Annotated in this window: 23 protein-coding genes and 1 pseudogene; 6 read left to right on the top strand and 18 right to left on the bottom strand. The window is 66.0% G+C overall.

Annotation, left to right across the window (positions count from 1 at the left end):
* Nucleotides 1–9: 9 nt before the first annotated feature.
* Nucleotides 10–1,518: an NAD(P)/FAD-dependent oxidoreductase gene (locus tag AB0J47_RS01085; RefSeq protein ID WP_364339768.1), complete on the top strand. Its 1,509-nt coding sequence runs from the start codon at nucleotides 10–12 to the stop codon at nucleotides 1,516–1,518.
* Between the two features lie 94 nt (nucleotides 1,519–1,612).
* Nucleotides 1,613–2,368: a MerR family transcriptional regulator gene (locus AB0J47_RS01080; protein ID WP_364339061.1), complete on the top strand. Its 756-nt coding sequence runs from the start codon at nucleotides 1,613–1,615 to the stop codon at nucleotides 2,366–2,368.
* A 359-nt stretch (nucleotides 2,369–2,727) separates the two neighbouring features.
* Here AB0J47_RS01080 and AB0J47_RS01075 read toward each other — a convergent pair whose 3' ends face one another.
* The gene (locus AB0J47_RS01075) at nucleotides 2,728–2,958 is read right to left on the bottom strand and encodes a helix-turn-helix transcriptional regulator (protein ID WP_364339058.1); all 231 of its coding nucleotides are present in this window, start codon (nucleotides 2,956–2,958) and stop codon (nucleotides 2,728–2,730) included.
* Nucleotides 2,959–3,084: 126 nt separating this feature from the next.
* On the opposite strand from AB0J47_RS01075, the gene AB0J47_RS01070 reads away from it, so the two are divergent.
* Nucleotides 3,085–3,552: a hypothetical protein gene (locus AB0J47_RS01070; protein WP_364339056.1), complete on the top strand. Its 468-nt coding sequence runs from the start codon at nucleotides 3,085–3,087 to the stop codon at nucleotides 3,550–3,552.
* An 18-nt stretch (nucleotides 3,553–3,570) separates the two neighbouring features.
* Here AB0J47_RS01070 and AB0J47_RS01065 read toward each other — a convergent pair whose 3' ends face one another.
* Genes AB0J47_RS01065 through AB0J47_RS01030 form a run of 8 tightly spaced genes read right to left on the bottom strand, consistent with a single transcriptional unit; the run spans nucleotide 3,571 to nucleotide 14,553 of the window.
* Nucleotides 3,571–4,500, bottom strand: coding sequence for a hypothetical protein (locus tag AB0J47_RS01065; RefSeq protein ID WP_364339054.1), 930 nt, complete (start codon nucleotides 4,498–4,500; stop codon nucleotides 3,571–3,573).
* Nucleotides 4,501–4,555: 55 nt separating this feature from the next.
* On the bottom strand, nucleotides 4,556–5,188 hold the full coding sequence (locus tag AB0J47_RS01060) for a nitroreductase family protein (RefSeq protein ID WP_364339052.1): 633 nt from the start codon (nucleotides 5,186–5,188) through the stop codon (nucleotides 4,556–4,558).
* The gene (locus tag AB0J47_RS01055) at nucleotides 5,188–6,174 is read right to left on the bottom strand and encodes a ScbA/BarX family gamma-butyrolactone biosynthesis protein (protein WP_364339049.1); all 987 of its coding nucleotides are present in this window, start codon (nucleotides 6,172–6,174) and stop codon (nucleotides 5,188–5,190) included. The genes AB0J47_RS01060 and AB0J47_RS01055 overlap by 1 nt, the downstream gene beginning before the upstream one ends.
* Nucleotides 6,171–7,103: a nucleoside-diphosphate kinase gene (locus AB0J47_RS01050; protein ID WP_364339046.1), complete on the bottom strand. Its 933-nt coding sequence runs from the start codon at nucleotides 7,101–7,103 to the stop codon at nucleotides 6,171–6,173. The genes AB0J47_RS01055 and AB0J47_RS01050 overlap by 4 nt, the downstream gene beginning before the upstream one ends.
* Nucleotides 7,100–8,191, bottom strand: coding sequence for an SDR family oxidoreductase (locus AB0J47_RS01045; RefSeq protein ID WP_364339044.1), 1,092 nt, complete (start codon nucleotides 8,189–8,191; stop codon nucleotides 7,100–7,102). Before AB0J47_RS01045 ends, AB0J47_RS01050 begins: the two co-directional genes overlap by 4 nt.
* Nucleotides 8,188–8,439, bottom strand: coding sequence for a phosphopantetheine-binding protein (locus tag AB0J47_RS01040; RefSeq protein ID WP_364339042.1), 252 nt, complete (start codon nucleotides 8,437–8,439; stop codon nucleotides 8,188–8,190). Before AB0J47_RS01040 ends, AB0J47_RS01045 begins: the two co-directional genes overlap by 4 nt.
* Nucleotides 8,436–11,834 (bottom strand): AMP-binding protein, encoded by a 3,399-nt coding sequence (locus tag AB0J47_RS01035; RefSeq protein WP_364339040.1) that lies wholly within the window; start codon nucleotides 11,832–11,834, stop codon nucleotides 8,436–8,438. Before AB0J47_RS01035 ends, AB0J47_RS01040 begins: the two co-directional genes overlap by 4 nt.
* Nucleotides 11,821–14,553 (bottom strand): phosphoenolpyruvate synthase, encoded by a 2,733-nt coding sequence (locus tag AB0J47_RS01030; protein WP_364339038.1) that lies wholly within the window; start codon nucleotides 14,551–14,553, stop codon nucleotides 11,821–11,823. Before AB0J47_RS01030 ends, AB0J47_RS01035 begins: the two co-directional genes overlap by 14 nt.
* A gap of 251 nt (nucleotides 14,554–14,804) precedes the next feature.
* Here AB0J47_RS01030 and AB0J47_RS01025 point away from each other — a divergent pair, with 251 nt between their 5' ends.
* Both AB0J47_RS01025 and AB0J47_RS01020 read left to right on the top strand, forming a co-directional pair.
* The gene (locus AB0J47_RS01025; RefSeq protein WP_364339036.1) at nucleotides 14,805–15,515 is read left to right on the top strand and encodes an ESX secretion-associated protein EspG; all 711 of its coding nucleotides are present in this window, start codon (nucleotides 14,805–14,807) and stop codon (nucleotides 15,513–15,515) included.
* A gap of 89 nt (nucleotides 15,516–15,604) precedes the next feature.
* A complete protein-coding gene (locus AB0J47_RS01020; protein ID WP_364339033.1) occupies nucleotides 15,605–15,979 on the top strand; it encodes a hypothetical protein in 375 nt (124 codons plus the stop codon).
* Nucleotides 15,980–16,016: 37 nt separating this feature from the next.
* Here AB0J47_RS01020 and AB0J47_RS01015 read toward each other — a convergent pair whose 3' ends face one another.
* Both AB0J47_RS01015 and AB0J47_RS01010 read right to left on the bottom strand, forming a co-directional pair.
* The gene (locus AB0J47_RS01015) at nucleotides 16,017–16,526 is read right to left on the bottom strand and encodes a hypothetical protein (protein WP_364339031.1); all 510 of its coding nucleotides are present in this window, start codon (nucleotides 16,524–16,526) and stop codon (nucleotides 16,017–16,019) included.
* 328 nt (nucleotides 16,527–16,854) lie between these two features.
* Nucleotides 16,855–17,148, bottom strand: a complete 294-nt coding sequence (locus tag AB0J47_RS01010; RefSeq protein WP_364339029.1) for a hypothetical protein — start codon at nucleotides 17,146–17,148, stop codon at nucleotides 16,855–16,857.
* A 418-nt stretch (nucleotides 17,149–17,566) separates the two neighbouring features.
* Between AB0J47_RS01010 and AB0J47_RS01005 the strand changes: the two are divergent.
* Nucleotides 17,567–17,653, top strand: a pseudogene (locus AB0J47_RS01005) (type II toxin-antitoxin system VapB family antitoxin); the annotation flags it as partial.
* Nucleotides 17,654–17,692: 39 nt separating this feature from the next.
* Here the strand turns inward: AB0J47_RS01005 and proB are convergent.
* The 7 genes from proB to AB0J47_RS00970 form a co-directional block, all read right to left on the bottom strand.
* A complete protein-coding gene (gene proB / locus AB0J47_RS01000) occupies nucleotides 17,693–18,808 on the bottom strand; it encodes a glutamate 5-kinase (RefSeq protein WP_364339765.1) in 1,116 nt (371 codons plus the stop codon).
* Nucleotides 18,809–19,177: 369 nt separating this feature from the next.
* Complete coding sequence (obgE, locus tag AB0J47_RS00995; protein WP_364339027.1) at nucleotides 19,178–20,632, bottom strand: GTPase ObgE; 1,455 nt, start codon at nucleotides 20,630–20,632, stop codon at nucleotides 19,178–19,180.
* Nucleotides 20,633–20,786: 154 nt separating this feature from the next.
* Nucleotides 20,787–21,053, bottom strand: a complete 267-nt coding sequence (rpmA, locus tag AB0J47_RS00990) for a 50S ribosomal protein L27 (protein ID WP_330253217.1) — start codon at nucleotides 21,051–21,053, stop codon at nucleotides 20,787–20,789.
* A gap of 40 nt (nucleotides 21,054–21,093) precedes the next feature.
* Entirely contained in the window at nucleotides 21,094–21,405 is a 312-nt protein-coding gene (rplU, locus tag AB0J47_RS00985; protein ID WP_040687720.1) for a 50S ribosomal protein L21, read from the bottom strand.
* Between the two features lie 302 nt (nucleotides 21,406–21,707).
* Complete coding sequence (locus tag AB0J47_RS00980; protein WP_364339023.1) at nucleotides 21,708–24,911, bottom strand: translation initiation factor IF-2 N-terminal domain-containing protein; 3,204 nt, start codon at nucleotides 24,909–24,911, stop codon at nucleotides 21,708–21,710.
* 486 nt (nucleotides 24,912–25,397) lie between these two features.
* Nucleotides 25,398–25,814, bottom strand: coding sequence for a nucleoside-diphosphate kinase (ndk, locus tag AB0J47_RS00975; protein WP_364339021.1), 417 nt, complete (start codon nucleotides 25,812–25,814; stop codon nucleotides 25,398–25,400).
* Between the two features lie 45 nt (nucleotides 25,815–25,859).
* Nucleotides 25,860–26,201, bottom strand: a complete 342-nt coding sequence (locus tag AB0J47_RS00970; RefSeq protein ID WP_364339763.1) for a DUF4233 domain-containing protein — start codon at nucleotides 26,199–26,201, stop codon at nucleotides 25,860–25,862.
* Nucleotides 26,202–26,214 lie beyond the last annotated feature (13 nt).

The following is a 26,214-nucleotide window of genomic DNA, read 5'->3' as shown; positions in this document are numbered from 1 at the left end:
AGCGATTCGATGAGGGGCGAGGGGCATACCCTGGATGTCGCCGTTATCGGCGGCGGTTTCGCCGGTATCGGTGCCGCGATTCGCCTGAAACAAAAGGGAATCGGTGATTTCGCGATCTTCGAACGTGGGACCGAGATCGGCGGAACCTGGCGTGACAACACCTATCCGGGTGCGGCATGCGATATTCCGTCGCGGCTGTACTCCTACAGTTTCGCCCCGAACCCGAATTGGTCGCACACCTACTCGGGTAGTAGAGAAATCCTCGGCTATATCGAGTCGATGGCCGCAAAGTTCGGACTGCACAAGCACTTCCGCTTCAGTCACAACGTCACCGGGATCGCTTTCGACGAGGACGCCGGGTGCTGGGACATCGCGATCGAAGACCGCGCGGAGACCGTCCGCGCCAGAGCAGTGGTGTTGGCATCCGGCCCACTGGCCAATGCGAGTCTGCCGAACATCCCCGGCATCGAGGACTACCGGGGCCACAAGATCCACAGTGCCCGTTGGGATCACGACTACGACTTCACCGGTAAGAAGGTAGCGGTCGTCGGCACCGGAGCCAGTGCGGTGCAGATCATTCCGGAACTGGTGGAGCAGGCGGCCTCGGTCAAAGTGTTCCAGCGGACGCCGGGCTGGGTACTGCCCCGGGTCAATCGGCGCACCACCCCGCTGACCAAGCAGCTCTACCGCCGGGTGCCCGCGGCCGAATCCCTCTCGCGCCTGGCCTGGTTCTACGGGCACGAATCCGTCGCGCTCGGTGTGGTCTGGAATACCCCGCTGACCAGGGTGGTCGAACTCGTCGGGCGGGCTCAGCTGCGCAGGCAGGTCAAGGATCCGTGGCTGCGCCGCCAGCTCACCCCGGACTTCCGTGCCGGATGCAAGCGGCTGCTGATGACCGACGATTACTATCCGGCGCTGCAGCGCGAGAATTGCAAGCTGATCACCTGGCCGATCGCCCGCATCGCCGAATACGGCATTCGCACTGCGGAAGGTATTGAGCACCAGGCCGATTGCATCGTCTTCGCCACCGGATTCGATGTCTCCAAGACCGGCACGCCCATCCCGGTCGTCGGCCGGGATGGGCGGGTACTCGCCGAGGAGTGGCGCCGCGGCGCGTATGCCTACAAGAGCATCGCGGTATCCGGGTACCCGAATCTGTTCTTCACCTTCGGGCCGAATTCGGGACCGGGACACAATTCGGCGCTTGTGTACATGCAGGCCCAGATCGACTATCTGGTGAGCGCGATCGGCACCATCCTGGACCGTAATCTGCGCATGCTCGATGTGCGCCTGGACCGGCAGGATCGGTACAACGCGGCGATCCAGCGGCGCCTCGGCAGCACCACGTGGAACTCCGGCTGCCGCAGTTGGTATCTCACGGAGGACGGTTTCAACGCGACCATGTACCCGGGTTTCGCCACCCAGTACGTGGGCCAGCTGCGGGCCGTAGACCTCGATGACTATCACGTCGTACCCGCAGCGCGCACGACGCAGCAGCGGATCGCGGCGATTTCCTGAGTGACGGGCACCGGTGGCCGGGACGCTAGACTCCCCTCGACCGCATTCTGGCCGCCGGTGCAGCGTGCCCTAGTCGCTATGGGAGGTGATATCGGTGCCGGAGTACCGGATCGATGATCTGGCCCGCGCCGCGGGCACCACGAGCCGGAATGTGCGCGCCTACCAGGAACGCGGGCTGCTACCGCCGCCGATCGGCAAGGACGGACGCGCCAGCATCTACGACGATTCGCATCTGGAGCGACTGCGACTCATCGATGCGCTGCTGCAGCGCGGCTTCACCACCGCCCATATCGCCGATTTCATCACCAGCTGGGAAACCGGCAAAGATCTCACCGAGGTCCTCGGTCTGCAACACGCGGTGACCGCCAGCTGGGCCAAGGACGAAACCTTCGAGGTGCCCCGCGAACTGATCGGGACGATCCTCGGCACCGATACCGACGAACTCGTCGACCGGCTCGCGGAGATGAAGCTGGTACGGATCGAGGGCGATACCGTCGCCTTCACCGATACCGCACTGCTCACCTCATTCGCCGAATTGCACGAATACGGCCTGGAACTGCGCACGCTCATCGAGATCTACGCCAAGGTGGCCGACCACATCGATGACATCACCCACATCATGATCACGGCCGCCAAACAGCACATCGTCGACGAACACGGGGCCGGCTGGATGCCGGAGACCAGCAGCGAAATCGCCGACACCACAACGATGCTCAACAAAATGCGCGAACTGGCCGTCGCCTCGGTGCACGCCACCCTTGCCCGGTCGCTCGATGTCACGCTGCGGCGCGAGTTGGGCGATTACCTCGCCACCGCCGCGGAGCGCGAACGCGGACGTACCGGTTCATAGCCCGACGCGCCTTGATCGCCAGCGAAATTCGCTGGGAGGCGCGTAAATTTCGGGGATTCACGCCGCCGATTGTCCGGCCTCGGGCCCACCGAGCGTTTCGGCTCGACAGGCACGGTGCTCCGGGCAAAGATAGGCAAATCCGGGCCGGATGAATGCCGGGTCCAGTCGCTGTGCGAACGTCAAGTTTTCGCGACGCCAGCAGTCGCCGCATACCACTGTGTTCATGTGGCACCTCATTCCGCTCACGGGACGTGTCACCAAGAATTCCCAATTCCGGCGGAATCAACGCCATATGAGCCCATGGCAACACAACCGTTACTTCGGCCGCGCACTGAAGCGTCTTCGCAGGTCCTGATGGGTCAGCGGTGGAGGTTCCTGCTTACCCAAGCCGCGATCTGGCTACGGTTGGCGAATCCGAGCTTGGTCAGGATGTGTTGCACGTGGTTCTGCGCGGTGCGCTCGGATAACACCAGCGTGGTCGCGATCTCGCGGTTGCTCTTACCGGCGGCGACGCGGGCCGCGACTTCGCGTTCCCGTGGTGAGAGCGTCGCTAGCCTCGTAGGTAGCACAATTCGGGAGGGTGCGGTCATGGCGTCGCTCGAATCCACCCAGGATTTCATCCGGCTCTACGGCGGCTGAGGCCTTTCAGATCTTGCGGTGGGACGAGGCTGTGCCGACACTGGTTCGGTCGGATTATCGCGAGTGCAGGAGCCAACATGGCCATCACAGCTGTTCGTCGTATCTCGTCCGGATTCGCGGTTCTCGCCGCAGTCGTTGCGTTGGGAGGTGCGTCGTTGCTGGCCGCCGGGACCGCCGTCGGCGCACCAGGGGATGTCACCACCGCGGTGACGCTATCCGGGCAGGCGGCCACCGGGTGCACGGCGCAGCTGAAGGCAACGGTGGCGGGGAGTTCGGCGCTCGGGCTCGGGAATTATATTCCGCCGGTGGAGTTCTGGGATGACGCGACGTTTCTCGGCAGTGTCACACCGACGGTGAACAAGGCGACGCCGTCGAATGGTGTCTCCTTGACGGCCCAGGTCGATTGGAAGCCCGCAACGACCGGTAATCACACGTTGCGGGCGAAGTACGTGGGCGGAAATTACACGCCCGAGTCGGAGGGCTCAGTTGTGGTGCGCGTCGGAACGGGCGTCGATCTCGGGTCGGCGTGCTTGCCGATCGGCTGAAATCTGCTGCGCTCGGACTTACGTCAGAGTGATCGCCTGAATGATCAGCGCTATGTACAGCGTCAGGATGAACAGGACGGCCGGGAGTACTGGATAATCCGGCTTGCTGCCGCGTACGAACTTCACCGCACCCCAAATGGGAAGCAGTAAGAGCGCCAACGGAATCCAGGCGACGACCGCCGTTTTCGTCCATGGCTGGACCAGGACGATGTCGGTAGCGGCGGCGACGGCGGCGCACAGCAGCCCGAAGGCCGTGCTGCCGGTCGCACCGAGCGCATTGGAGTAGAAGTGCTCGTCGGGGCGTGGCGTGCGAGATGTCTTGCGGGCGAATTCGAATTGCAGGAATGCGCCCGCGAAGATCAGGGCAACTGCCGCGGTCTTCCAGATTGCGCGGACCTCGCCGGTGTCAGCGGCAGAGAGGACGACATAGGCGGTGACCAGTAGTTGAACCGGATAGGTGACGGCCAGATTCGCCAGAATATCGGTTCGGATGGTCGCCGATAACCGCTCGAGACCCCACAGTGCCAGGCCGTAGGCGAGGACTGCGGCGATCATGAGCGCGGAGATCACCGAGAGCGTCAGGCTGGCGGCGATCGCACCGATGGCGATCGCGGCCATGGCGGCACGCAGTTCGGCGGCCGAGATCGCGCCGGTGACCAAGGGACGGTCCGGGTTGTGCACACGGTCGTAGTCCAGGTCCTTCTGCTCGTCGGCCATGCGCAGATACAGCAGGACGAACGCGACGACGACGATGCGCAAAGTTGTGGAAACCGTCGGATGCCAGCCCGAATCCGGTTGTGACACAAGGGCCGCGGTGCCCTCCAACGCCAGCACCCACAGCACGCCGTACAGAACGTAGTGCGGTTTGTACATGACCGCGGTGAAGCGCCCGATGCGAACGACGGAATCGAGGACACCCGGGGACGACGTGCCAGCGACCTCGCTCATGCCTGCGCCTCGCCGGCGCTCGGCTTCAGTACACGCTGCGACAACATTCGCTCGCTCACGCTTGCGTCCACCGGTCCCACATGGTCACCTCCGCGGCAGGCGTGCGCCGCAGTCCCGGGCCCTGGGTGCCGGGCAGCAGATGAGCGACCGGCAACATGGCGACCTGAGTGACCTGCTGGAACGGAATCCCGAGCAGATCGGCGATATCACGCTCATAGGCCAGATGCGCGGTCGTCATGGTGCAGCCGAGCCCACGTTCGTGCAGCGCGAGCATGAAGTTCCAGACCGCCGGATAGATCGAGCCGTAGAAACTGGCCAGCAGCAGCGCCGACGCATTCGCGGGTGGACGACCGAGAGAGCACACGATGACCAGGGCGGGCACCTCGTGTAGATGCGCCGCGAGGTGCTGCCCGGAGGCCAGATCACCTAGTTGGTCCGGACGGGGCGTGCGCGCGGAAAGGTAAGCGGCGAAACCCTTTCGGTAATACTCGGCGATCTGCTGTTTGGTCGCCGAATCCTCGACGACCAAAAAGCGCCACGGCTGACGATTGGTGCCACTCGGCGCATGCACCGCGATATCCAGGCAGTCCAGTAGATCCTGGCGCGCGACCGGACGGGTCAGGTCGAGGCGGCGGCGGAAGGCGCGGGTGGTGGTCAGCAGGTCGGTGCCCGTGAACTCCTCGCCCATCAGACTCCTTCGGAATCGGCCTCGGAAACCAGTGCATCCTCGGCGAATTCGAGATCTATCCGAGCGGCCACGGCATCGGCCTGGTGGATCTCGCAATGGATCACGGTACTGCCCGCCCCTTCATCGGTGATCTCGGCGATGCATTCCACGGGCAGGTCCAGTTCTACGAACCGGTCGAAAGTACTTGCCACACACTCGAGTTGGGGCATATCTCGCACGACCATCGACAATGCGGTCTGGCGGCAGGCCTCGATGAGCAGGCTGCCGGGCACATGGTCGAGCTGGTGGTCGAACAGGAAGGGATGGCCGAGATCGGGCACCAACCTCGCCCGTGCGATCGCGCCGTCGCGTACCGGCGGGCCGATCACCACATTGCGCCAGTTCTCCCGGCCCACCGAGGCGGGTGCGGCGCGCTCGGTCAGTGCCGAGGCACCGCGAAACGCACCGAGCCCCAGGCTTTCCCGGAATCCGCTACGCAGTGCCGACCACTGTCGCGCGGTCACCCAGGAGAAGGACCCGTCGACCGTCAGCATCGGCTCGCCGTCGGATTCGATCTCGAGCACCATATCGACGCCCTGCAGCGCGCCACCGCGCTGGTGACGCTGCGGAACTCGCACATGCATCACCAGATCGGCGGGCGCGGTACGCACCTCCCAGGCGGCGGTGTCGGATCCGGTGCCGTTGAAAGTGCGCACCACGAAGGCCATTTCGTTCGGCACACCGTAGAACTTGTGCGTCAATGCGATGGCCGCCTGCCGGGCCGCCTCCATGACCACAAGCGGATCATGGCGCACCGCAAGCGACCCGGCATGATCGCCGTAATACGCGTGCATCCTGGGTAGTTGAGCTCCGGCGACGAAGGTGTGCTCGCCCACGGCGTCCAATGAGGTGACGAACACCTCCGAGACCGCGCATCGGTGTGCGAGTTCCCGGGAGATCGTGCGGGTATGGCTCGCCGTCTGCACGGCGGCCGCATCTGTGGTCACGTTCGACCCTCCAACCATTCTTCGGCGGACACCGGCCGCAACGTCTGCGACGCGGTGCCGGTCCGCATGGGAAGTACATAGGATCCGAGTACGATCACCGACCACGGATCCAGCTCCCGGCCATCGGCCCAGGACTGATACAGCAACTGCGCGCAGTCCGCATCCGAGGCCGGATCGAAGCCGGGCGGGGCCGCCTTACCGCCCCCTGCCGAATCGTGCAGCACCCGGTCGAGCGCGTCCGCCCGATCGAAGCTGCGCGCGGGTGTGCGCGCATAGAGTTCCTCGGCGACCGCGACCGCGTCCGCTGTGCGGTCCGCTCCGGCGCAGGCCTGTGCGATCACTGTTGCCCGACTCCATTCGTCCAGGTAGATGGCGAGTTCCCGCAGCACGTCGGCGGGATCGTCGGGCGAATGCACCAGGTTGAGCAGATAGTTGTGGCGGCCGAGCAGATACCGCAGCTCGCCGGGGCGGCGCTTGCGCGGATCGGTAGCGCCCTTCGCCTCGGTGAGCCGCACCGGTACGGGCAGTTCACCGTCTGGGGCGTGCACGACGAGTACGAGCACATCCGAGATGGCGACCAGCAGATCGGCCAGACGGCGGCGTTCGGGGGAGGCGATATTCCACGCGAAATACCACAGCGCGCGCGCCAGATGCCGGTCCACCGGGACGCGGAATGCGCTGACGATCCGAAACCCGTTGTCGGCTAGCCAGTTCAGCGTCGGCTCGACGGAACGAGCGACGATCGCATCCGGCTTGAGCAGCAGTAGCGAATGCTCCCTGGCGAATTCGGCCACGTCGAGGCCGAGTCGATCGAGCTGGTCGACCGATTCCTGGACATAGGTGTCGGCGACATAGGCGTCGACCTTCTGCGGTGATGGCGTCAGCGTGCTCAGCAGTTCCCGCAGCGACTCGGGCGTCATCGCACTCATGGGGCGGCTCCGTCGAAGTCGTTGCCGGCCAGGATGTCCGCTATCGAAGGCAGCGGCATGCCCAGGTATCCCGATTCCAGGCAGTAGTCCAGCAGCACCCGCAGATACTCCTTGCCGCTGGCCGGGGACGGCTTGCCGAGCAGCACGTCGGCACGGGCGGTGTCGAATACCAGCCGTCGCCGGAAGTAGCTGGTGTAGAGCGAACCGATGCGGCGGTAGTACTCCCGCTCGATCGGCTCGAGATCGTCCTCGGCGAAGGTCGCCGCCGGCACGAAGGTGGCGACCTCGAAGGACGGATATTCGGCGAGCACATCGGAGACCTCGCGCAGCGAAAGAGTGTCGCGGCCGAGCGCGTGCAGCGTACGATTGCGCGCGGAGTCGAAATCCAATACGGCTGCGGCGATTACATCGGCGACATGATCGACCGGCGCGAGCGACAGCGTCGCGTCGTAGCGGCCGGGCAGTGCGCGCAACTTGCCCTCGACCATGAGTTTCACCACGGTGTAGAGGTTCTTGTACTCCCGGATCGTGCCGGTATCGCTGGCCCCGGTAACGATGCCGGGGCGCACGATCACCCACGACAGGCCCTGCTCCCCGGCCGCTCGCACCAGCTTTTCGGCGCGAAACTTGCTGTCCTCGTACCCATTTCCGAAAGTTTGACCGGCATCGAGTTCATCCTCGGCGATGGTGCCGCCGCGCATACCGCACACATATGCGGTGCTGACATGCACCAGCGGCACCTCCCACTCACGTGCGAGCGCGATGGCATTCGCGGTGCCGACCACATTGAGTTCCTCGTAGTCCGCGGCCGATGCATCGAATGCCGTGGTCGCCGCACAGTGCACGATGATGCCGACTCGCTCGGCGAGGTCTTCGGTATCGCGCTCGGAGAGACCGAATCCGGGCATGCGCACGTCGCCCGCGACTGCCGTACCCGGCTCGATCAGCGTGCCGTCATTGCGCACGATAGTCGAATTGCTGTGCAGCACAGCGGCGATCGGCCGACTCGCGGCCGCGAGCCTGGCCACTACCTCGGCGCCGACCAATCCGGCCGCACCGGTCACCAGCACGGTATCGCCGGAGCTCATAGTGGCACCTCGCCAGCCGCCGAACTGCCCGCGACCAGGGCGATCACCGCATCGACCCGGCGCACGCCCACCAGCTCCTCTGGCCGGTAGCGCGGCAGTTCGAACGCCCGCTCCAGGACAACAGTGAGTTCCATCAGACGCAGTGAATCGAACCCGAGATCCTCCACGAGGCGGTGCTCGTCGGACAATTCGGCGGGCGGTTGCGGGGCCATGGCCAGGACGATCCGGCGCACCTTATCCGCAGTCATGACTCTCCTTCCCGTAGATGCGGTTGTTGGCCACCGGAGGTCAGCAGATCGCGGGCCTCGTCCAGAGGTAGGTCGGTATTCAGGTACCCGGCGATGCGCAGCCAGTCGTAACCGATCGCCAGGGTGCGCCGCCACTGCTCACGCGAATCGAAGGAGGCCGGGAACCCCGCTGTCGTCTCTGCCCCCGCCGCGATCGATCGGACCAGTGTGACGAAATCGTCCAGCACCGCGAAACCCGCGAAAGTATCTCCGCCTGTTCCGATTATCTCCGAGAAACGGACCCGCCGTGCCGATTCCAGCTGTGCCAGCAGATCATCACGACGCAGGGCGTGGCCCGGCAACAGTCGTCGCAGGGTCTGTGCGGGCGCGACATCGGCAGGTAACGGGTGAATCCCGAATGCGGACAACAGGACACGGACCGCCATGGCGATGAGCCGGTGTGCGGCGATATCGGCGACCGCGCCCTGCGAGTTCTTGACCGCACCCGCCAGATCCTCCCTGGCGTTCTCCAGGACGACATTGGACCACACCAAATTCAGCGCGCATTCGGTGAATCTGGTTGCGGGCAGGGGTGACAGCGTCGCGATCACATCGTCGCGTGCGGCACCGGTCAGCCCCAGGGCGGGTGCGGCCGCGTAGGGCACCGGAGTATACGGCTTGACCGGCTTACACATGGCCAGCGCGGGTTCGATGAGTTCCCCGCCGCGCCACTGCAATCCGACCAGACCGAGCCCGAGGAACTCGAGCAGATCCTCGGCGATGTCGTGATCGGCGCGGCCGAGGACATCGCGCAACGAATGCCGGAACACCACAGAACGCCAGGCGCGGGCCGCGCTGTCCGAGAGTGCGAAGACGTCGCGGTCGTCGCGGATCACGTGGATGCGACCGCCGATCGTCCAGGTGGTGACTCCTGGGCGCCGCGCGAACAGAATCTGGTGCGGATCATCGGCGATCTCGGGGACACCGAGCGCCGCCGCCAACTGCCAGACGTGTTCCCATGCGACCTCGGTCGACTTGGTGAGGTCGTGGTAGCGATCGATGAGCGCGTCGGTTCCGATACGGTCGAGCTGTTGCGGCAGCCACTTGGTTTCCAGGTAGCTCTCGCCCTTGCGGGCGGACCAGCCCTTCATTGCCTGGAGCAGTCCGTCGCGCGCCCAGTCGGCGGCTTCGGCGTCGGCGTGTAGCCCCCGCAGCGCGACCGCATAGCGCAGCGCCTGCGTTGCACGCCGGGTCCACCAGTCGGCTATCAGGGCGGTGAAGTGCGAATGCGGCAGCAGTGCACGCAATTCCGCGACATTCGGTTCCCCGGCCTGTACCACGGTCGCGCGCAAGAATCGCTGACACCGGTTGAGCAGATCCTCGTCGATCTTGTCCGAACCACTCGCCGCCAGTTCCAGCTGATTGCGCAGCTGCGCCTCGCACCTGGTCCGCACCTCGACGCGACGGCCATCGATGAACAGCACCGTCGGCAGCGTCGGCAGGTCCTCGTCACCGGGTGCGACAACCAGGAAGTCGACATCGGATCCGGCATTGCCGAACCCTTCCGCCAGCGACCCCTCGAACAGCACAGTCGAATTTCGCGGTACCGCAACACTTTCCAATGCACGATCGAGCAACTGTCGCACTCGTTCGGCAGGCAGGGCAGGCTCGGGTACAACATCGTCGGTGGCCGGGCTGTCGGTGCGCAGCTCCGATTCTGTAGCGTCCTCGGTCGCGTGCACCACCGCGCCCGCCAACGCACCGTCCGCGAAAAGCTGCCACATATACCGACGCCGCGGTTTGCCGCTCGAGGTGCGGCGGATGATGCCGCGCGGGCCGGTCACGATATGCACCGTCTGTGCGGGCCCGAGTTCACCGCGAATGATCCTGCGCGCCTCGGCAATCCAGCCGCCCGGTGCCGATTCGGCGAACAGTGCGATGCCCTGGGCACCGGCCTCGGTGATCGCGACGGCGGCGAGCTTGCCCTTGGTGATTCCGGTTTCCTGTGCGACTCGGGATTCGATGTCCTCCATGAACACCGACCGGCCGCGGACCTTCAGACTCGACCCCATCCGGCCGAGTACGAAAACCTCGCCGTTGTGCAGGAATCCGGCATCGCCGGTGAACAGCACACGCTCGACGATCCGCGTTGACGAACCGATGTCGGGCTCGCCGGAGTAACCCAGCGCGACCGAATCTCCGACGACGATCATCTCGCCGAGGGTGTCATCGGGCAGCTCCCGGCCGTCTTCATCGACCACGCGCACGGTCGATTCGGGCGTCGAATAGCCGAGTCCGGTGATCCAACCGGAGCCTTCGACACGGTGGGTATCGTCGAGCAATTCCTCGGCCAGGATCGTAATCGGTTGGCCGAAGCGCAGATTCGGATTGTCCAGCCGCAGCGCGGTGATGGGTCGGTTGCGTGCCGAAGAAGTCACCATCAACGTCGCCTCCGCCAGACCATAGGCAAGGGTGTAGGCGTTGGTCGAAAAGCCTTGTCGGCCAGCCAGTCCCGCGAAAGACTGGAGATCGGCCACCTCGACCGGCTCGGAACCCACGGCCAGTGTGCGCCAGCCGGACAAATCCAGATCCGTGATCTCCTCCGGCGCGACGCGGTGGGCCACATAACCGAGGGCGAACGACGGCGAGGGCGTGTGCTGTGCGTGCGACATGGCCCGCAACCAGCGGGCCGGATCGCGGACGAACTGGTCCGGGCGCATCAGATACAACTCGCCCTGATTGGTCACGGTGGTCAGAAATGCGCCGACCAGGCCCATATCGTGATAGAGCGGCAGCCAGGAGACCATGGTTTCGCCGTGCCGCCAGTCGATCAGCGACGAGATCATCGCGATGTTATTGGCCAGGTTGTGCCAGCTGACCCGCACTCCGCGCGGCGTGCCGGTGGATCCGGAGGTGAATTGCAGCAGCGCGCATTCGTCGGGCTCGCCGAACTCGCGCTCCGCCGGCGCGGGACCCAGATTCGCGGCATCGATCACCAGCGGCTCATCGGTGCGTCCCGCCGCCTCCGCCGCTTTGCGCACCAACTGCTCGAACTCGGTCGAGGTCACCACCAAACGCGGCTGGGCCTGCTCCAGAATCGCCGCGATATGGGCGATGATCTGGTCGAGGTCGCCGAACATCGGCGGCGCGACCGGGGTGAAGACGCCACCACAGGCCCATACCGCGTAAAATGCGGCGGCACAGGGGAATCCGGTCGGCATGATCACACATGCGCCGTCGCCGCTGCCCATACCGTGTGCACGCATGCGCGCCGCGATCGACCAGCTCAGCTCCGCCAGATCGTGATAGCTGCGGTATTCCCAGCCGTCGGCCTCGTCGGCCAGGTGGATCCCGGCGTCACGCGCCGGATCGGCAAGCCAATTACGCACTGCGGCAACGTCTTTATCCGGCATCATCGCGCGGCTCTCCTCCCGACAGCACAGTCACGGTACCGTTCGTGCCATCGACCCGTATTCCCATACCAGAACGTATCTTCTTGGTCAGGTCCTTGACTTGGACCACGGTCGGAACTCCCAACTCCCGTGCCACGATCGCGACATGAGTGAGGGGGCTGCCGCGCTCGATCACCAACGCCGATGCCGAGGGCAGCGCGGCCACCCAACCGGGATCGGTGCGGTATGCCACCAGAATGCCGCCTGCCACGTCGCGTGGCTCGTCGACGACCACCGCAGTGCCCTCGACGATGCCTGATGCCGAGGGCGTGCCGGGCAGGACCGTGCCGACGGTTGCCGCCGGAGTGTCGGTGACCGGCACCCAGCCCTGGCGCGCGAGTTCCGCGCGCCCGAATGTCGGCCCTGCGGTGACGAAGCGGGCCGGAGCGACCAACTCGGCGTCCCTGGCGCGCTGGGCTTTCCGTGTGGCGACCAGATCGCGCAGGTTGTCTGTGTCGGCGCCCTCGTAGCAGCCGCGCAGTTCCTGGACGGTCAGTGCGAAGACATCGTCGAATTCGTCGATGACGCCGCGCGCCACCAGATCTCGGCCCATTACCCGGATCATCCGCTTGACCATGCCGAAGGCCCTGGTCCGGCAGAACCGCAGCCGCTCCCGATGCGCGGCGCACCGATTCACCTTGCCGCGCAGGCGCTCATAGATCCGCCGACGGAAGCCGTGCAGGTTGGCGTCGAGGTATTCGTCCGCCTCCGCACTGCGGCTGTGCTGTGCCGCCTCGCCGACGCGGCCGATCGCACTGCGCAGCATGATGAACAAGCTCGCGGGATCCTCACGCAGATCCGGGGTTTCCAGCTTCAGCTCGTCCAGGCTGCGGTAGCCGTAGCGATCGATGTAGTCCTCGACCCTGGCCAGGAATTCGGTGCGGTCACCGATGTCGTCGTAAATCTGCTCCGCCGCAGTCGAATTGATCAACGCCACCAGCTCGGAATCCTCGCGGACAAACTTCGCGAGCTCGGTCATAGCGCGCGCCGGTTCGGCGGATTCGACATCCGCGCCGGGCCCGACGACGGCGTACAGGAACCACTCCGGCGCCTTCGGCAGCAGCAGTTTGGTGAGCAGATACATCAGACCGGTGCAGGTCAACAAGATTGCGTCCAGGACCATCAGCGGACCCCAGCGCTCGACCAGGTCCCGGTCGACCTTGCGATAGGCCGCGTAGGCCTGTGCGCCGGTCAGCGTCGAGTAGTCGAGTGCGTCGTATTCGTCGTAGACGCGGTAGAAGTCGGTCATGAAGCGCTCGACCATATCGTCGATGCCGAACAGTCGCCGCACATAGGTCACCGTGGTAATCGCACGCGACCGCAGTCGGGCCGGCCGTGTACGGAAGGTGAACGGGCGCAAGGTCTTCGCGATCTCGTCGGGCAACGGTTCGTCGACGCCGAGCGCGGCCTCCAGCACCTTCCTGTTCAACGGATACCCGGGCGCGATGCCCACCATCCGGTACCAGTGCAGCAGGTTGTAGTAGACCCGGCCGTGAAAGTAGCCGAGTAGCACCGGAGTCCATCGATCGGTCTGGCGCAGTTGCGCATCGGGCACCCGCAGCGACTTCGCGTAACCGTGGTAGACGCGGCCGTAAATGTCGGCGGCGGTCGTGTAGGTCAGCGGGGAGGTGATACCGCTGAAACTTTCGATGATGTTGGAGTTGTCCCAGATTCGCTCTTCGCCGTCGGCCAGCACCTCACCGGCCCCGCGCAGTGCCGCACCGCGCGCCGCGCCGTCGGTGACCGCCGTGGTGATCGGACGCGACTGCAGGAACCAGAGGCCGTCGGCACCGATGGCCCACTCGATGTCCTGCGGCGCACCGAAATCGGCCTCCAGCTTGCGTCCCCACTCCACCAATTCGGCCAGTTCGGCATCGGCGAGCACAGTGCTCTCGCGGCGCTGCTGCTCGACCTCCAGCACCGCACAGCCCTGCGCTCCCGCGGGCGCATAGCTGCGATCCTTGTCCCCCACAGTCGTTTCCAGCACGGTGCCGGAGGTTTTGTCGACCACAACCGAATCGGCGTCCACCGCACCCGACACCAGTCCCTCGCCGAGCCCGTACACCGCACTGACAACCAATTCGTCCGCGGCGCCGTTGATCGGGTTCGCGGTGAACATCACGCCGCTGGACCGCGCATCGATAAGGCGTTGTAGGACAACGGCTATGGCATCGGCGCGCGGCTGTCCGTGCGCGAAGGCATAGCGGATGGACCGTTCGGAAAAGGCCGAGGCCCAACAGTCACGCACGCGCGCCGCGACCGCATCGACGCCGTTGACATTGAGGAACGAATCGAACTGGCCCGCATAGGAATGGCCGGGACCGTCCTCGACGACCGCCGACGATCGGACCGCGATCGCGCCCGCCCCCAGGCGGCTGTAAGCATTGTCGATCAGTTCGAGGACCGGCTGCGGCAGCGGCGCATCGACGATCGCGGCGCGTAGGTCCGCACCGGCGGCCAGCGCCGAATCGAGGTCGTCCGATGATGTGACATTCAACACAATAGCCGCCAAATCGACGTCGGTGTTGGTCTCGATAAGGAACCGGTTGAAGACGTCGGTGCCGAGCACCGCCCAGTCGGGAACGCGGAAGCCACCATTGTGCAAGGTGTACAACCCACCCGCTTTACCCCCGCCTAGCGCGGCAAATGTCGTCGAGTCGGTCCACGGTCCGAGTAGCTGCAAGACTTTTCTCCCATCACCCCATTCACCGCACCGGAGCAGGCGCTCCGGCACCACAAGGCAGCGCAAAACCGAAGGGGCTGTCTGGATATATCCGAGATTTGCTTTCGACGTTAGCCCGCAAACCTTGGGTACTGCTTGGCAAAGACTTGGTTCGAACGCCTCGAGGCACCAGTAAGCTGACCCTTTCGAGCGACCTGCAAGCAGTCGCTAGCGGCGCGATGACGTTCGTGGGTTGTTAGGAGTGATTCGGCGTGGGTTGGACCTTCACCCCGGACGAGTTCGCCCATATCTGGCGCGAAACCGAAGTGGACCGTCACCCGTATCCGCTGCGCATTCTCGAGACACCACGAACCGAGACCGAAGCCGACAAATTGCGCGCACAGCTGGAGGAGCGACTACCGCCGCGCAGCGATCCGGACCTATCGGCGTGCCTGCGGATCATGGCCACACCTCAGACCAGGATCGTGGCGATCGGTGGCGGGCACGGTCCCGGCACCGAGATCCGGCTGCTGGCCTGTGCGATCTACGACCGTGCCGTCCTGGCCATCCAGGAACCTGGTTCCGGACCGGATTTCGGTGGGCGCGTACGACTTTCGATCGGCCTCAGTGCCAAACTCGGTGCTCGGATCGCCGCATTGCTGCCCGCGGTCCCAGCCGGACACGAACCGGCGCGGGCGGCATCCGCCGAAGCGATCCGCGACGACGAGACGGTGGTCGTAGCGCAGCGGGCGGTGCCGTCGATACGGCGGCTGCTGCTCAAGCCGCATACCGCCGAGGGACACATCCGGATCGAAGGGCGACTGGACCAACCCTCCCCGCAGCCGCCGATCCACTACACCTGGATCGACGTCAAGGGCGACGGGCGCTATCTGATCAAAGCGGGCGATACCGTGCACATCGTGCCCGCCTCGGCCGAGCAACTCGCGACCCAGCTGCAGAAACGTATTCCCGCGCCGGCCTGATAAGCCGTAACCGACCGGAACTATTTCATCCGGAGGCATGGCTAACGGTTAGTCTGAGGCGGACCGACCGATCCCCGGGGGTGTGGTGCATGACGATCGAGAACAGCCGAGCCGATATTGCCCGCTTCAAACAGGAGGCACAGGCGGGCACCGTCAAGTTCGACCCGGATGCGGCGCGACGTTGCGCCGAAATGTACGACAACCAAGCCGACCGGCTCATCTATCTACGCCGACGCCTCGAATCGGCGGGCGAACTGGGCGGCTTCGGCGGATTCATCTCCGCACAGCAATTACAGGCCGGATTCGCGCACAAGGCCCGCGACGCCGCCACCCTGCTCGACCACTACATCGAAGCCGCCTACCGCATGAAGGAGGCCTTCCTGATCAGCGGCGGGCTGTTCGAGGAGGCCGATGCGGCGAATGCCGCGGCATTGCGGGCGATCGAAACGCGGGTACCGCGATGAGCTGTGATTCCGCGCAGAACGGCTATCAGCCACCCGATCAGCAAAACAAGACACACCACGCCACGCGCAAGACGCGGTCGAACGTCAGCGAGGCGCGACGATGAGCGGTAATGATCCCGATTACATCAGCTCGATGGAGCATTTCGAGTCGATGAAGCATGAGGAGATCTACGCCGAGACCCAGCAGATCGACGCCGCGCAGATCCTCAACGCATCGGTCACCTGGCTGGAAGTCGCAGGGACACTGGCGAGTTCGTTTCCACTGACCAGAGCCGGCTCGGATCGGGTAATGAATTCGATGGCCTGGGAGGGCGTCGCCGCCGAAGCCGCCTACGCCTGCGCCCGTAGCTACGCCGACTCCGTCGATGAACTCGCCGCGATCATGGGACAGGTCGGCACCCGCCTCGGCGCGGTGGCCGCGGCCGCCGAAGCGGTGAAGATCGCCGTTGTCCCACCGGGCAATTCGGGTCCGATCGGCGCCATAGCCCGACTGCTCGAAGCCGCCCATGTGATCAATGCGCAAATGGCGCAGGAAGCACTGCGCCAAGAAGCCGTCCTCGCCATGAACATGATCTACAAACCCGCCTACCAAATGGCAGGCACCGCCGTCCCGGCCCTCCCCCGCCCGCCCTCCTTGCCGGGCACTCCGGACGCGACGTTGGCACCCCGGCACTCGCCCACTCGCGAACCAAGCCAGCCCGGCGCGCAGATCCCCGAAACCGAGCCCTCCACCCCGCATTCCCAAACACCACAGCCAACCCCCACCCCGGAGCCCGAAGCACCACAACCCACCCCGACCCCGGGCACACCAGCACCTTCCACGCCAGAATCCCAAGCACCGCAACCAACCCCGGAACCCAGCCCCCCGGGCCCGTCTACACCGGAATCCCCAGCACCGCAACCAACTCCGGACCCAACGACACCAGCACCCACCACCCCGGCACCCAGCTCTCCGGAACCCGCACCAATTCCCGCCACGCCGGAATCCCCAGCACCGCAACCAACTCCGGACCCAACGACACCAGCACCCACCACCCCCGCCCCTGGAATCCCGGAGTCACAGGCACCACAGCCCACCCCGGCTCCGCCCCCTCAACCCGCCCCAGACTCACCGGTACCTGCCACGCCGGAATCTCCAGCGCCGCAACCAAACCCAGCACCTCCGACATCGGAATCCCAGGCGCCACAGCCCACTCCGGCCCCACAGCCGGAACCATCAACCCAACAAGCACCCCCTCCGGCCCCACCCCAACAGGCCCCGCCCCCAACGCAGGAGCCACAACCTCCGGAACCCGCACCAGCACCCCCAACTCAACAGGCGCCTCCACCCGCGCCCCCGGCCCCCGGCCCGTCGGCACCAACCCCTTCCCTCCCCGACCCCGGCGGCCAACCAGGCATCACCGGCCCCATCCCCGACCGAACCGGCCCCTCCCAACCCCCACCAACCAGCAACCAACCTGGCGTCATCCCAACCCCAGACAGCGGTCAGCGATGAGTAGCTCCCGAAAAGCACGAATCCGACTGGTCTCGACAAATCAGATCGGTGTCCAGATTCCGCCTATTCGTCGAGAATCATGATATGGCTCTGAGCATCCGGAAGCCGATCGGCTGGCGCGGGAGCTGGCGGCGCAAACCGGCGAAACTTTGACCGAGGCCGTCGTCATCGCTCGTCGCGGTACATCACTACGTTCCGGTTGCCGCAGGAAACAGACGCTAAACCTTGACCAGGTCGTCGGCGTGGATTACCGGACGTTGCATGGTGTCCGGGAGTTCCGTGGTGGAGCGGCCGAGCATGCCGGAGAGTTCGGTGCTGTCGTATTCGACTACGCCGCGGGCGACTATGCGGTTGTCGGGGGCGATGAGGTCGACTACGTCGCCGCCGTGGAAGCGGCCACGGACGCCGGTTATGCCTGCGGCGAGCAGTGAGCGACGGCGGTCGGCGACGGCTTGGACGGCACCCTCATCGATGAGGATGGCGCCGCGGCTATCGGCGGCGTGGCGGACCCAGAATTTGCGGGCGGAGAGGCGAACCGGGCGGGCGGCGAAGGCGGTGCCGACGGTGCCCGCGCTGAGCGCGATTTCGGCCTCGGTGGCGGCGGCCAGCAGGACAGGCACGCCCGCGTCGGCGGCCAGCCGGGCCGCGGAGAGTTTGGAGGCCATGCCGCCGGTGCCTAGTGCGCCGCCGCTGCCCGCGATGACGCCGTCGAGGTCGGCGCTGCTGCGCACCTCGGGGATGAAGTTGGCGGCACCCTTGCGCGGATCGCCGTCATACAGGCCCTCGACATCGGAGAGCAGCACCAGCGCGTCGGCGCCGACCAGATGCGCGACCAGCGCGGCTAGGCGGTCGTTATCGCCGAAGCGAATCTCTTCCGTTGCGACGGTATCGTTTTCGTTCACGACGGCGACCGCACCGAGCGAGCGCAACCGGTCCAGGGTGCGCTGGGCATTGCGGTGATGTTCCCGGCGCGAGAAGTCGTCGGCGCTCAACAGCACCTGCCCGACCGTGCGCCCGAACCGCGCGAACGAGGTGCCCCACGCATGCGCCAATGCCAACTGACCGACACTTGCCGCAGCCTGCTTGGTAGCTAAATCCCTTGGGCGAGTTGTCAATCCGAGCGGAGCGATACCCGCACCGATCGCACCGGACGAAACCACGACCACATCGGATCCGGCCTGCATCCGCGCCTCCACCGCATCGGCAAGCCGATCCAGGCGCGCCATGTCGAGTCCGCCCTTAAGGCTGGTCAGCGCCGAAGACCCGATCTTCACCACCACACTGCGCGCCGATGCAATCGCCGTCCTGGCTTCACTCAGCCCGGACTGCGACATCACCTCGGCCATCCCCGAACTCACCTGCATCGCAACCGAACTCCCTGTACCACAACAGAACCCACGAAGTCGATCGCCCGAACTGGCCTGGGCGCACCGGCCGACCGCAAGGCACAAGCCGCCACCGCCGAGCCAGCCGCCGCATCAACAGACCGAACCAGGCCCGGACCAACCGAGCTCACTGCACCAACCGACTCGATCGAACTCGCCGCACCATCCAGGCCAACGGAACCCGCCGGGAGCGATACTGCCCGAACGCACTGGCCCGCACTGAATTCCGACGCGCGCTGAACGGGCGACCCGAGCCGCAGCGCTCGCCGAAACGCCGTGCCAGACCCCGGCGCACACCACAAGCCCACGGCGTCCACGTTATTCCTCGTCGTCCTTGACCAGACCGCGGCGCACTCGGGAGGCGTGTTTGCGTTCGGCGGCGCTGATCCGGTCGTTGTGCTCCAGACGGATGTCGGTGCCGCGGCCGGTGGGCACCATATCGATGCCCGCGGAGATCTGCGGCTCCCACTCGAAGGTAACATCGCCGATCGTGACCGGCGCACCGGGCTCGGCGCCCTGCTTCACGAGTTCGTCTTCGACACCGAGGCGGGCCAGGCGGTCGGCGAGGTAACCGACGGCTTCGTCGTTGTCGAACTGGGTCTGGCGTACCCAACGCTCCGGTTGCGGCCCGCGCACGATGAAGCCGCCCGGCTCCTCGGGATCGGCGATCACACTGAAGCCGGACTCGTTCACCGCGATCGGGCGGATCACCGGACGCTTCGGCGCGGCCTTCGGATGCGCGCTCCGATACTGCTCGACCAGCTCGGCGAGCGCAAAGGTCAAGGGACGCAGGCCAGCTCGGCTCACCGCCGAAATCTCGAAGACCGGCCAGCCGCGAGCGGTGAATTCGGGCGTGACCATTTCCGCCAGCTCGGCGGCGTCGGGCACGTCGACCTTGTTCAGGATCACCACGCGCGGCCGATCGGCCAGATCACCGAGCCCGGTATCGGCATCCAGAGCCGGTTGGTAGGCGGCGAGTTCGGCCTCGAGCGCATCGACATCGGAGACCGGATCGCGTCCCGGCTCCAGCGTCGCGCAATCCACAACATGCGCGAGGACCGCGCAGCGTTCCAGATGCCGCAGGAAATCCAGCCCGAGCCCACGCCCCTCGCTCGCGCCCGGAATCAGCCCGGGCACATCGGCAATGGTGAAGGTGGTGTCACCGCTGGAGACCACACCGAGATTGGGCACCAGCGTGGTGAACGGGTAGTCCGCGATCTTCGGCTTGGCGGCCGAGAGCACCGACACCAGCGAGGACTTACCCGCCGACGGGAACCCGACCAGCCCCACATCGGCGACGGACTTCAACTCGAGGACGAGATCGCCTTCATCACCGTCCTCGCCGAGCAGCGCGAAACCGGGCGCCTTGCGTGCCTTGGAGGCCAGCGCGGCATTGCCGAGTCCACCGCGTCCGCCACGGGCCACGATGAACTTATTGCCCGAACCGACCAGATCGACGACCACCTTGCCGTCGTCGTCGAGCACCACGGTGCCGTCGGGCACCTTCAGCACCAGATCGGTGCCCTGCTTGCCGTCGCGGTTACTGCCCTCGCCCGGCTTGCCGTTGCTCGCCTTGGCGTGCGGGTGGAAATGGAAGTCCAGCAGGGTGTGCACATTCGGGTCGACCTCGAGGATCACATCCCCGCCGCGTCCGCCATTGCCGCCGTCCGGTCCGCCGAGCGGCATGAACTTCTCGCGGCGCACGGAGGCGCAGCCGTGACCACCCTTGCCCGCACGCACGTGCAATACGACACGGTCGATGAATTTGGACATGTCCGAATCATCCTCCTCGGTGGTAGCCGTAGCGACTGCTCGCAGGTCGCTCGTAAGAACCTGCTTTATGGGAACGCGATCGTTCGAGAACGCGAAAAGCGGGCCAGGGAATGCACCCTGACCCGCTCAGCTTTTCCGGAATCGGCAGAGGCGGTCAGGCCTCGACCGGCTCCGGAACCACGATGTTGACGGTCTTGCGGCCACGCTTGGTGCCGAACTCGACCTTGCCCGCCGCCAGGGCGAACAGGGTGTCGTCGCCGCCACGGCCGACGAGCACACCAGGGTGGAAGTGCGTGCCACGCTGGCGAACCAGGATCTCGCCCGCCGAAACGGCCTGGCCACCGAAACGCTTGACGCCGAGTCGCTGTGCGTTCGAGTCGCGACCGTTGCGGGAGCTGGATGCACCCTTCTTATGTGCCATTTCTGAACTCCTGTGAAGTAATTCGAGAAAGCGCGGAGGCTTACTTGATGCCGGTGACCTTGAGGACCGTCAGCGGCTGACGGTGACCCTGACGCTTGTGGTAGCCGGTCTTGTTCTTGAACTTGTGGATGCGGATCTTCGGGCCCTTGGTGTGCTCGACGACCTCGGCCGCCACCGAAACCTTGGCCAGCTTGTCCGCATCGGTGGTCAGCTCGGCGCCGTTCACCACGAGGACCGGGGCCAGCGCCACGGACGAACCCGGCGCACCCTCGATCTTCTCGACCTTCACCAGGTCACCGACCGCGACCTTGTACTGCTTTCCGCCGGTCTTGACGATCGCGTACGTTGCCATCGGTCGGCTGCCCTTCTTCCTGTAAAGCGCGCGGCTCGTGCTCGCGCGGCTGCGTGCTCCCGCCCGGATGACTCCGGCTGGAAACCACAGCACTCTGGTCTGGTAGTCACCGCCGCCACAGCAACCTGATGGCTCTCGGCTTCGAGCCGAGTCACAAACACAGCGCAGATAAGCGCTGTCGCCGGGCAGCGACTGTCCAAGATTACAGGACGGATACCACCCCGACCAAACCGGTGCCCGCGAAAGGCAGGAACCCCCGTCGCGGAATGCGGCGGGGGTCCCAGGTTTTCGGATCGTGGCAATCAGTTCACGTCGTCCACCGGTGGCCCGGCAGGACGACCGACGGCCCGGCGGCGTGGCTTGCGCGTCGGCACCACGACCGGCACATCCGCCGTGTAGTCGACCACGGGCCCCGCGGACCCCTGATCGGCCGTCGGCAGCACGAACACCGCGCCGGTGCTGTCGGCGGCAGGTGCGGCGGCCGAACGCGCGACGCGACGTCTGCGGCCGGTCGAACGGGGTGCGGATTCGGGCACACCGTTGGCCGATGCCACGACCGGCTCTTTCGCGGGCTCAGCGGCTTCGTCCGCCACCACGGTCGACTCTGAATTCCGAGCATCGATCGGAGCAGCGAACGCAGCGAACTCCTCGGATACAGCCGCAGCGGCTTCCTCGGCCGCCACCTCCGCGTCCGCGGCTTCCCAGGCGACCGCCTCCGCGACTTCCTCGGCTACCGCCTCCGCGACTTCCTCAGCGACCGCAGCAACGGACTCGGAGACCACGACCTCATCGACCGGCGCCTCATCGCTTGCGGCGACGACATCCGCAACGGCTTCCGCGACCGCAACGTCCTCCGGGTGCGCCGCATCCTCCGACTGATGCGCCGCCATCGCCAACGCCACCGGATGCGCGCGCTTGACGGCGATCTCCGCCTCGTCTTCGACAACATGCGCGGTGCCATTGCTGGCCGCAGCGGGTGCACTCGGTGCCGCACCCTTGTCCCGGCCACGCCGCCGCCGCGACCCGGTCTCGCGGCCACCGCGCGCACTGTCCTCGGCGCCGGTGAGCTCCACCGGGTAGGTGTGCACGATGATGCCCCGGCCGTGGCAGTGCTCACAGTTCGACGAGAACGCCTCGACCAGGCCGGTGCCCAGCTTCTTGCGGGTCATCTGCACCAGGCCGAGCGAGGTCACCTCGGAGACCTGGTGGCGGGTGCGGTCACGGCCCAATGCCTCGGTCAGCCTGCGCAACACCAGATCCCGGTTCGACTCCAGGACCATATCGATGAAGTCGACAACGATCATGCCGCCGATATCGCGCAGCCGCATCTGGCGCACGATCTCCTCGGCCGCTTCCAGGTTGTTCCTGGTGACCGTCTCTTCCAGATTGCTGCCGCCCGCACCGGTGAACTTGCCGGTATTGACGTCGATGACGGTCATCGCCTCGGTCCGGTCGATCACCAGGGTGCCGCCAGAGGGCAGCCACACCTTACGATCGAGCGCCTTGGCGAGTTGCTCATCGATCCGGTAGGTCTCGAAGACGTCGACACCATTGTTCTCGTGCCGGGAGACCCGGGCGAGCATGTCCGGCGCGACCGTGCGGATGTAGTTCTCGACGGTGCTCCAAGACCGCTCACCCTCGATGACCAGCCTGGAGAAGTCCTCATTGAACAGGTCGCGGATGACCTTGACCAACAGGTCCGGCTCTTCGTACAGCGTCTTGGGCGAGCCGTTGTCCTTGACCTCGGCGGCCTTCTCGATGGTGCGCCAGGTCGCCTGCAGCCGCTCCACATCGCGCGCCAGTTCGGTTTCGCTGACACCCTCCGACGCGGTGCGGATGATCACCCCGGCGTCGGCGGGCACGATATCGCGCAGGATCTCCTTGAGTCGCTTGCGCTCGGTATCGGGCAGCTTGCGGCTGATACCGGTGGACGAACCGCCCGGCACGTACACCAGGAAGCGTCCGGCCAAGCTGATCTGGGTGGTCAGCCGGGCGCCCTTGTGCCCGACCGGATCCTTGGAGACCTGGACCAGCACCTGATCGCCGGGCTTGAGCGCCTGCTCGATCTTGCGCTCCTTACCGCCGAGACCGGCGGCCTCCCAGTTCACCTCACCGGCGTAGAGCACACCGTTGCGGCCGCGGCCGATATCGACGAAGGCCGCCTCCATCGAGGGCAGCACATTCTGCACCTTGCCGAGGTAGACATTGCCGACCATCGACGCCGAGCCGGTATTGGTGACGAAGTGCTCGACGAGGATGTTGTCCTCGAGCACCGCGACCTGGGTCGCGGTCGTATGCTGCGCTGAATTGTCCCTCGCTTCGCTCGGGAGCGGGAAGGTCTTCTCGCGCACGACCATGACCCGGTCCACCGCCTCGCGGCGGGCCAGGAACTCCGACTCGGTCAGGATCGGCGGGCGACGGCGACCGGCCTCGCGGCCGTCGCGCCGCCGCTGCCGCTTGGCCTCGAGCCGGGTGGAGCCGGTGATGCCCTGCACCTCGTCGACGGTGGCGCGGCTGCGGCTCTTATTGCGCGGCTCACGCTCGTGCACGACGGTATTCGGTGGATCGTCATCGGAGGCGCTGTCGCTATCGGCGCCGTCCCCCGCCACCTTGCGGCGACGACGGCGACGGCGACGACGGCTCGAACCCTCCGGCACACCGGATTCGTCGTCCTCGGTCTCGGTGTCGTCGCTGGGCTCGGCTTCGGCCTCGCTCTTGGCGGCGGCCGGCTCGTCCTCGGCGCTCTCGTCGGTGGCTTCGGTGTCCTCACCATCGATTTCGGTGTCGGTGTGCTGCTCACCCCGGCCCCGACCCCGCCCTCGACGGCCACGTCGACGACGACGCGGCTGATCCGCCTCGCCCTGCTGTTCGGTCGACTCGTCCTCGGCGGTTTCGGTCTCTTCCTCGACGGTTTCGACCGCGCTCTCCTCGGCGCGACGGCTATCGCGCTCGGCCCGACGCTGCCGACGCGCCGCCTCGGCGGCCGCGGCGTCCGGCGGCAGGAACAGCGGTGCGGCGACCTCGGCCGCGGCCTCGAAGACGACCGGCGTCGTGACATGCGGCTCCCGCGGAACCGAATGGGTGAACAACTGCACCGACGGCTGATGCGCCGCGGGCTGCTCCCCAGTTGGCAGCGATCCGGACTGGTCGATCACTTCGTCCGGCGCGGAGAAGATGGGCCCCGGCTCACGCACGGCCGCCTCGGGCGCGGCGGCAACCGGCTCGGGCTCGGGCGCCACCGGCTCGGCCGCAACCGGTTCTTGCGCGGCGGCATCCGGCTCGACGGCCTCGGATTCCACCGTGCCGAGCGCTTCGCGGACAGATTCCGCTACCGCTCGATCGACATTCGATTGCGCACTACGTGCGTCGGCACCCAACTCGGCGAGCTTGGCCAGGATGCGTTTGCTGGTTACTCCCAGCCGCTTGGCAAGCGCGTGAACTCGGATTCGCTCCGGCAATTGTTCGGCATCCTGTGATGTTGTTGTCAGCGGCTCTTGTTCGGCCACGAAGTCTCCTCGGGTCCCCGGGCGCGTCCCTCCTGGCAGGAGTGACGCGGCCGACGCGGGGGCACTGTCCGTTCACCTCACGCGGTTGGCGCAAGGTCAAGTGGTCTCGCCCCGCATGCCCGGTTAACACCATTATGTTCGTCATCGGGCTAACTGGTCACGCGGCGCCTGGCTATTGGCTGAACTCCACGGCGCGAGCGCTCATCCAGCGTGCCGACGCGAACCTCCGGCCCCAGCAAGCGGCCAGCTGTTCGTAGCAGCGATGATCGGCATCGAACCGCAGTGTCATCCGGTTACCGTCCGGCACCGATCGTCCGCGTACCTGCGCGAACAGTCGGTATCGTGAGCAACCACTCCCAGTATCCCACACAGTGCGGCGACGTCTCGCCAGCGCCGCACGACTTAGCCTCGCTGGTGCGCGACTAGGTCCCGCGGCGACGCCGGCTGTGCTGTCTGTTCGCGCAGCTCACGCCTCAGGGCCTCGTATCAGGCGGGGAACTCGGGAAACCAGAGCGCGATTTCCCGCTTGGCCGATTCTGGCGAATCGGAGCCGTGCACCAGGTTCTCCTGGGTCTCCAGTGCGAAGTCGCCGCGAATGCTGCCCGGGACGGCCTTCTCGACCGGATCGGTGCCGCCGGCGATCTGACGGAAGGCCGCAATGGCGCGCGGCCCCTCCAGGATGGCCGCGACGACCGGGCCGGAGGTGATGAACTCGATCAAGGAACCGAAGAACCGCTTCTCGGCATGTTCGGCGTAGTGGCCACGCGCCAACTCGTCGGATACCTGCTTCAGCTCCAGGGCGGCGATCTTCAGGCCCTTGCGCTCGATCCGGGCCAGCACCTCACCGACGAGGCCACGGGCCACACCGTCCGGCTTGATGAGTACCAACGTCTGCTCAGTCACGGCGCTCAGCCTAATGGGCGATACCGCCGGTTACCGAACCGGCGGCTAGGAAGAGCCCTGGATGCGTTGGCTGGGCAGCAGGCCGAGTTCCATTCGGCGCTTGACGTCGGCGCGCAGCACCAGGATGAATCCCCAGACGACGGCGAAGAAGACGCCCATGACGCCGATGGACAGGTGCACGAAGACGCCCAGGATCAACAGGACCTGCAGCCCGAGATTGAACGGGATGGCCCACGGGCGGCGTTGCAATCCGGCGCCGAGGATCATCACCAGCGCGAGGACGACCAGGTAGCCGCCGGAGAACCAGCCGATACCGCCGCCGACGGACCCGACCACGGGCAGTGCGAGCAGCACCGTGATCGCCTCGAGGATCAGCGTGCCGGCCATGACGCCGCGCAGA

This window comes from Nocardia sp. NPDC049737 (assembly GCF_040674755.1).
In the GTDB taxonomy this organism is placed as follows: Bacteria; Actinomycetota; Actinomycetes; order Mycobacteriales; family Mycobacteriaceae; genus Nocardia.
The sequence above is the reverse complement of the archived record's forward strand: the minus strand, read 5'-3'. Positions and strand labels throughout refer to the sequence as shown.